The organism is Mesorhizobium sp. M4B.F.Ca.ET.017.02.2.1, from assembly GCF_003998955.1.
Classification (GTDB): domain Bacteria; phylum Pseudomonadota; class Alphaproteobacteria; order Rhizobiales; family Rhizobiaceae; genus Mesorhizobium; species Mesorhizobium abyssinicae.
The window spans coordinates 1-6947 of the sequence record NZ_RZOF01000334.1 but is presented as its reverse complement, the minus strand read 5'-3'; the positions used below and the strand labels follow the sequence as shown (position 1 = coordinate 6947).

The 6947-nt window shown below is 66.7% G+C and carries 9 protein-coding genes and 1 pseudogene; 3 read left to right on the top strand and 7 right to left on the bottom strand.

Features of this window, described 5'->3' with window-relative positions; translation table 11 throughout:
* A pseudogene (locus EN738_RS28130) lies at positions 1 to 93 on the bottom strand (beta-hydroxydecanoyl-ACP dehydratase); the annotation flags it as partial.
* Positions 94 to 359: 266 nt separating this feature from the next.
* Between EN738_RS28130 and irrA the strand changes: the two are divergent.
* Both irrA and EN738_RS28120 read left to right on the top strand, forming a co-directional pair.
* On the top strand, positions 360 to 791 hold the full coding sequence (irrA, locus tag EN738_RS28125) for an iron response transcriptional regulator IrrA (RefSeq protein WP_127286513.1): 432 nt from the start codon (positions 360 to 362) through the stop codon (positions 789 to 791).
* Between the two features lie 10 nt (positions 792 to 801).
* Positions 802 to 1191, top strand: coding sequence for a DUF4260 domain-containing protein (locus tag EN738_RS28120; RefSeq protein WP_127286512.1), 390 nt, complete (start codon positions 802 to 804; stop codon positions 1189 to 1191).
* A 12-nt stretch (positions 1192 to 1203) separates the two neighbouring features.
* On the opposite strand, the gene EN738_RS28115 is transcribed toward EN738_RS28120, so the two are convergent.
* Positions 1204 to 1764, bottom strand: coding sequence for an SH3 domain-containing protein (locus EN738_RS28115; protein ID WP_127286511.1), 561 nt, complete (start codon positions 1762 to 1764; stop codon positions 1204 to 1206).
* 169 nt (positions 1765 to 1933) lie between these two features.
* Between EN738_RS28115 and EN738_RS28110 the strand changes: the two genes are divergently transcribed.
* On the top strand, positions 1934 to 2935 hold the full coding sequence (locus tag EN738_RS28110; protein ID WP_127286510.1) for a D-glycerate dehydrogenase: 1002 nt from the start codon (positions 1934 to 1936) through the stop codon (positions 2933 to 2935).
* A 15-nt stretch (positions 2936 to 2950) separates the two neighbouring features.
* On the opposite strand, the gene EN738_RS28105 is transcribed toward EN738_RS28110, so the two are convergent.
* The 5 genes from EN738_RS28105 to recF all read right to left on the bottom strand — a co-directional run.
* Complete coding sequence (locus EN738_RS28105) at positions 2951 to 3358, bottom strand: DUF126 domain-containing protein (protein WP_127286509.1); 408 nt, start codon at positions 3356 to 3358, stop codon at positions 2951 to 2953.
* Complete coding sequence (locus tag EN738_RS28100) at positions 3355 to 4608, bottom strand: aconitase X catalytic domain-containing protein (protein ID WP_127286508.1); 1254 nt, start codon at positions 4606 to 4608, stop codon at positions 3355 to 3357. Before EN738_RS28100 ends, EN738_RS28105 begins: the two co-directional genes overlap by 4 nt.
* Positions 4605 to 5093, bottom strand: coding sequence for a GNAT family N-acetyltransferase (locus tag EN738_RS28095; protein WP_127286507.1), 489 nt, complete (start codon positions 5091 to 5093; stop codon positions 4605 to 4607). Before EN738_RS28095 ends, EN738_RS28100 begins: the two co-directional genes overlap by 4 nt.
* 4 nt (positions 5094 to 5097) lie before the next feature.
* Positions 5098 to 5847 (bottom strand): molybdopterin-synthase adenylyltransferase MoeB, encoded by a 750-nt coding sequence (locus EN738_RS28090; protein ID WP_127286506.1) that lies wholly within the window; start codon positions 5845 to 5847, stop codon positions 5098 to 5100.
* Between the two features lie 31 nt (positions 5848 to 5878).
* Positions 5879 to 6947: DNA replication/repair protein RecF (gene recF, locus EN738_RS28085; protein ID WP_127286505.1), on the bottom strand; the 1069-nt coding region annotated here is incomplete at its 5' end.

Here is a 6947-nt window from a genome sequence, read left to right as displayed (position 1 = left end):
GTAGGCCAACTGCCCGTTGCCCGGTCCGAACAGCTCGCCGCGGGCGCAGGCAAGCATTTCCTCATACTCGTAGCTGGACTTCGACCCCGCCATGAATTTCGTCCCCGTGATCGTCCCGGGCGGTGGGGCGCCCTTGTCGTTGGCTTCCTAACACAATCTTTCCAAGGCCGGAAACCGGCGTTTGCGCTTAACCCGCCCGTCTGCCCGGGTCAATGCGCGCCTGCGCACAAGCGTCTTGCTCTATTGATCGCATTCGGCCGACAGAATATATGTCGGAACGTGTCCAGTTTCGGCCGATGACGTTTTTTCGCCACTCTGGACGTGTTTTTGGGCCGAAAGCGCGAGCTTCGACGGGATAGATGGATCAGGGCAGCCGGAAGGACAATGTCGCTGTGGACAAGCGGGTTCGCGAGGCCGGCCTGAGGCCGACACGTCAGCGCGTTGCGCTGGCCGATCTGCTTTTTGCCAAGGGCGACCGCCATCTTTCGGCCGAGGAGTTGCACGAGGAGGCGATCGCCGCCGGCGTGCCGGTGTCGCTGGCCACCGTCTACAACGCCCTTCACCAGTTCACCCAGGCGGGTCTGCTGCGCATCCTCGCCGTCGAGGGGTCGAAGACCTATTTCGACACCAACACCTCCGACCACCATCATTTCTACATCGAAGGCGAGAACAGGATCTTCGATATCGCCAGCGGCCCGGTGACTGTCTCCAACCTGCCGGACCCTCCGCAGGGCATGGAAATCGCCAATGTCGATATCGTGGTCAGGCTGCGCCCGAAGCGCCGCGACTGATCCGTTTGCGATGCGGCCTCTCGATCTCGCGGTAAAGCTGGAATGGTGGGTCGCCGCGGCGGCTTCCGTCGTCCTCTATGCGATGACTGGCGCTTCCTGGTGGCTGTTCGCGCTGCTCATCCTGGCGCCGGATCTGTCGATGCTGGGATACCTGGCGGGACCGCGTATCGGCGCCGTCGCCTATAACGCCCTGCACATGCTGATTGTCCCGCTCGTCCTGGCGCTGGCCGGCCACGTCCTCGGCAGCTCAATGACCACTGCGGTCGCGCTGATCTGGATCGCCCACATCGCCATCGACCGCGCGCTCGGCTACGGCCTGAAGCTGCCCAGCGGTTTTCAGGATACCCATCTCGGCCGTATCGGACGCCGCGAACTTCCGGCGCCTGTCACGCCGGATTAGTGTCAGGCCGGATCAGTTCTTGACCCGTTCGCCTGGATAGGCGCCCCAGACGACCGACTGCGGCAGCCAGCCGGTATGGCCCTCGAAGGTCATCTCGCACCATTGCCCGTCGCAGGCCTTGATCGCGCCCATGACGCCGGGTTCGACGATGGCCACCACGCCGGCGTCCTTGTCCTTGTCGTCGAGCAGGTTGATTCGGCCGCCCTTGCCGCGCTGCCAGGGCGCGACGATCGCCGTGCGGCGTCCCGACAGCAGCGACTGGTTGATCCAGCCCTCCGAGCCGTCGGCGTCGCGCACGCGCCGCCAGGTGTCGAACTCCTGGATGATTTCCATCGGCAGGCCGGCCTTCATGTACATCCAGTCGACCGAATAGTTGGCGCCGGGGCCGACGCGCGAATTGACGCGACCCGATTTCAGGCTGACGAAGCGCGGCAGCGGCAGGCCGCTCGGTCCGAGCGTGATCGTCTGCCCGGGAGCGGCGGCGCCCTGTGCCGACACTTGCTGCGGAGAGTAAAGAAGAGCGCCGAGGACTGCTGCGCTGAAAGCCAGGCGGAGCGTCGCGAAACCAGACACTTTGTTTCCTTTCGGCGCCTGCCCGTCGGCCCCGGCGCCCCTTTTTCTTTGTCTTCGGCAGCACCGCTTGTTACAGGAGTGGGCGGATACCGCGATTGGCTACAAGTTTCGCCTGTCTTGGTTAAAGAGGTCTCAACGAGATCGGTTTCGAGGAAGCTTCGGGGATAAAATGGCAGGCAAAAAACGGCCCCTCGTCGTCATCACGCGCAAGCTGCCCGACCCGGTCGAAACCCGCATGCGCGAGCTGTTCGACGCGCGGCTGAACGTCGAGGACCGGCCGATGACGCAGCCGGAGCTGGTCGCCGCGGTCAAGGAAGCCGATGTGCTGGTGCCGACGATCACCGATCATATCGATGCGGCGCTGATCGCCCAGGCCGGCGACAATCTCAAGCTGATCGCCAATTTCGGCAATGGCGTCGACAAGATCGACGTCGCGGCGGCGGCGAAGAAGGGCATCACCGTCACCAACACGCCGAACGTGCTGACCGAGGACACGGCCGACATGACCATGGCGCTGATGCTGGCCGTGCCGCGCAGGCTGGCGGAAGGCGCCAACGTGCTCACCGGCGACAAGAAATGGGCCGGCTGGTCGCCGACCTGGATGCTCGGCCGCCGCATCTGGGGCAAACGGCTCGGCATCGTCGGCATGGGCCGCATCGGCACCGCGGTTGCCAGGCGCGCCAAGGCCTTCGGCCTGTCGATCCACTATCACAACCGCCACCGCGTGCTGCCGGCGGTCGAGGACGAGCTGGAAGCGACCTATTGGGAGAGCCTCGACCAGATGCTGGCCCGCATGGACATCATCTCGGTCAACTGCCCGTCGACGCCGGCGACGTTCCATCTGCTTTCGGCGCGGCGGCTGGCGCTGATGCAGCCGTCGGCCTACATCGTCAACACCGCGCGCGGCGACATCATCGACGAGGAATCGCTGATCAAGCTGATCCATGACGGCAAGATCGCCGGCGCCGGTCTCGACGTCTACGAACACGAGCCGGCGCTGAACAGCAAGCTGCTGAAGCTCGCCGCCAAGGGCAAGGTCGTGCTCCTGCCGCATATGGGCTCGGCGACGCTCGAAGGCCGCATCGACATGGGCGAGAAGGTGATCATCAACATCCGTGCCTTCTTCGACGGCCACCGCCCGCCGGACCGCGTGCTGCCGCTGCGGACGTAGCTGGTTGCGGAGCGCTCAGACGGCGAGGGTGCCGTCGGCAGCGACTTTCACGATGCGCCCGCAATAGGTCTCGAACACGTTTCGAGCGAGCTGGATCGCCATCGGCGTTTCCCAGCCCATTTCCCTGGCGACGATCAGCCCGAGGAGGAGGATCGCGTCCGGCTCGTGCAGCACCAGTGCGGCCGGCGCCCGGCCATTGTGGACAAGCTCCATCAGCACGGCCGAAGCCGAGGACGAGCCGATCGTGCCCGGCAGGAACAGCACGCGGCCGGAAATCGTCTCGCCATGCTGCGGGTGGCGGACATCGGCGATGCGGCCGCTCTTCGGGTCGACGCCGCCCCAGAAGCTGATCGGCGCCGTCAGCACCAGCGCCTCGCCTTCGCCGCCCTTGCCAGGCACCAGGATCTCGGCTCGGGCGTTCATGCTGCGATATCCGTAAATCGTGGCTTACCAAGAACGGCGCTTTCGACGCAGTCGGCCAGCGAGGCGTAGAGCACGGAGTAGCCGGTGTTGCCCGGCGCGTAGTGCGCGAACTTGCCCGAATTCGTCATCAGCACCCCGTTGCTGAGCTCCGGCATGATCGGCGTCACCACCACGCAAGTGTCGGCAACGATGATCACCCCGCTTGCCTCGAGCGCCTTGCGCCGGCCGCTTTGCTCGAGTCCGGACAGCGCATGGCGGCCGGTGCAGGCATAGATCGGCACGCTGAGCGGGCGGCCGGCGAGCAGCCGCTCCAGCGCGTCGAATTCCGCGAGCGACAGGTGCGGGCTGCCGATTGCAACCGCATCGATCGTTTTCGATGCCGCCGCCGTCGACAGCCCGGCACGTGCCTTCGCGGCCATTTCAGACGTGACGCGGATCACCGTCTCCGGCGTCGCGCCGGCGAGAATCGTGTGCGCATAGGGCGCTTCCGGCGTCACGCCGGCAACGTGGAAAAGGCCGACCGCGCCGGACGAGGCCGCGGCGGCGCCGAATGCCTTGAGCGCATCCTCGCCGGGGTGCTTGGCCACGCCGGTGACGACGCCGACGGCGTTGCCGACCTCGCGACCATAGAGGCTGCCAAGCACCGGCCAGGCGATTTCCGATGCGAGGAAGGAAGGCGAGAGGCCGGAGACATCGAACACCAGCCGCGCCCGCCTGTTCTCAAGGCGATGCAGGCCGTAGTCCGGGGCTCGGCCGGTAATGGCGCAGGCGATGTCGAGGAAATCGCCATAGCGGTTGGTGCGCGCGCCCAGCACAGAATTGCAGAACACCACCGCGTTCGATTCGCCCCAGGCGACGTCGCTGCCCAGCGCTGGCCGGTGCCCGGCCTGGTAAGGCGCGCAGGTCCAGCTCTGCTCGCAGCCAAGCTTGCGATAGGCCTCCATCATCCGCCGCGCCATGCCGCGCGCCGGCTCCTCGAGGCGGATGCGCGCGCAGCCCATCAGGTCGAGCGCGCCGACATTGAGCGTCGAGCGCACGGCGACGCGCGCGCCGCCCTCGACCAGCCTCTCGGCGAACAGCGTGCCGGAATCGCCGTGATAGAGCGCCCCGTCTATATGCGTCGAGGCAATCGGGATCAGTCGCGGCGCGCCGAGCAGCCGGGCGCTTTCGGCGACGATACGCATCGCCATCGCGGCGCCGTCCTTGCCGGCGGCGATCGCCTGTTCTTCCGCGCTGAGGGCGAGGCTCATGGCAGCACCTTGCGCATGGTGATCGAGGTCGGCCGATCGTAGCCTTCATGCGCCGTGCGTTCGGTCTCGCCAAAGCCCAGCCGGGCGAAGGCGCTGTGATTTGTGGAGAGCTCGATGCGGGTCTGCAGTTCGATGGCGCCCTTGCCACGGCTCACAGCAATTTCCTCGGCGGCCCGCATCAGCAGCCTGCCGATGCCTTGCCCCTGAAAGTCCGGCTCGACCGCGAGCTTGCCGATGTAGAAATCGTCCTGCCTTTCCAGCATGAAAACGCAGCCGACGATCCTCGCACCTTGCAGGGCCAGGAAACCCGTCTCCTGTTTTGCCTTTTCCTTGAGCTTTGCCGCGGTCAGCAGATGCGCCGAGGACGGCCGATCGATGACGCCGTCCATATAGGCAAAGGCGCGCATGATCAGCGAATGCAACTCGTCCCATTGCCCGAAATCGGGAGGAATTTGCGTGACGAAGACGCCCGTCGGCCGGTCCATGCGATCAGGCTCTCTTGTAGCGGATCGTGTCGAAGCGCGCGCTGAGCGCGTCGTAAAGCAAAAGCCGGCCGACCAGCGGCTCGCCAATGCCGGTGATCAGCTTGATCGCCTCCATCGCCTGCAGCGTTCCGATCACACCGGTCAGCGCGCCGACTACGCCGGCGACGGCGCATGACGGCACCAGTCCTTCCGGCGGTGCTTCCGGGAAAAGGTCGCGGTAGCCGGGGTTAGGCTTGCCGTCGGCGCCGGTCTCGAACGGTTTCAGAACCGTCAGCGAGCCGTCGAAGCGGCCGACGGCGGCGTGCACCAGGGGCTTGCCTTCTGCGGCGCAGGCATCGGCCACCGCATAACGCGTCTCGAAATTGTCGGAGCCGTCGACCACGATGTCGTATCGTGCGACGAGGGCAGGGGCATTCTCCGCCGTCAGCCTAAGCTGATGCGGCTCGACCGCCACATTGGGGTTGATGCGCATGATCGCCGCGGACGCGCTGTCGGTTTTGGCAATGCCGATCGCGTCCGTGCCGTGGATCACCTGCCTCTGCAGGTTGGACAGCGAGACCGTGTCGTCGTCGGCGATGCCGAGCGTGCCGACGCCGGCGGCGGCGAGATATTCGAGCACCGGGGCGCCGAGCCCGCCGGCGCCGATCACCAGCACCCGCGCCCGCTTCAGTTTCTGTTGGCCGGCGCCGCCGATCTCCGGCAGCACGATGTGGCGCGCGTAGCGCTCGAGTTCTTCGTCGGAAAGCGTGGTCATGGCCAGACCTTATCGTGGCGCAAAAACCTTGTCAGGGGTCTTCGGTTGGCCCAACCGTGCCGTGGTCGACCGTCAGGAACTGCGCGCGGCCCTCGAGGCTGGAAAACAGCGCCGCGTCGGTTCCGGTCATGAACGCCTGGCAGTTCAGCTCCTCCAGGATCGAGAACAGGGCGGCGCGCCGGCCGGCGTCGAGATGCGCCGCGATTTCGTCGAGCAGCAGGATCGGCGTCATCCCCGACATCTCGCCGGTCAGCCTTGCATGCGAGACCACGATGCCGACCAGGAGCGCCTTCTGCTCGCCGGTCGAGCAGAGTTCGGCCGGCATTGCCTTGGGCCTATGCCGCACCACGAGATCGGAGCGATGCGGGCCGTCCAGCGTGCGGCCGGCGGCGCGGTCGCGATCGCGGCCATCGGCCAGCGCGCGGCGAAACCGCTCCTCGACATCGACCGCCGGCGCGCTGCCGAGCGCGTTTTCCAGATCGCCGTCGAGGCTGATGTCGGCTTGCGGAAACGGTCCGCTGGACGGCAGCCTCTCGATCATGGCGGCAAGCAGGCGCGCCAGCTCGGCGCGGGCCGCCGCGATCGCCACGCCGGTCTCGGCCATCTGCGTCTCGATGGCCTCGAACCAGCTGCCGTCGCGAGATCCTTCCGTAAGCAGGCGGTTACGTCCGCGCATCGCCTTCTCGTAGTCGAGCGCGCGCTGACCGTGGCCGGGATCGATCGCCAGCACCAGCCGGTCGAGGAAGCGCCGGCGGTCGGCCGCCGGCCCGGGGAACAGGCCGTCCATCGCCGGCGTCAGCCAGACGACACGCAGCCACTCCAGCATATCCTCGGACGACCGCGCCGCGGCGCCATTGATCCGCACCCGTCTGCCGCTCTCGCCGCTGTCGCCGCCCGCAATGCCGGTGCCGATCTCGGCCTGGCCTTCCGGCCCTTCGATGCGGGCGTGCAGCGCAAAACCGCCATCGCCGCCTTCACGCGCCAGGTCGGCATAGGGCGCGCGGCGCAGTCCGCGCCCAGGCGTCAGCAGCGAGATCGCTTCCAGCAGATTGGTCTTGCCGGCGCCATTGTCGCCGGACAGCACGACCGCTCCGGGCGAC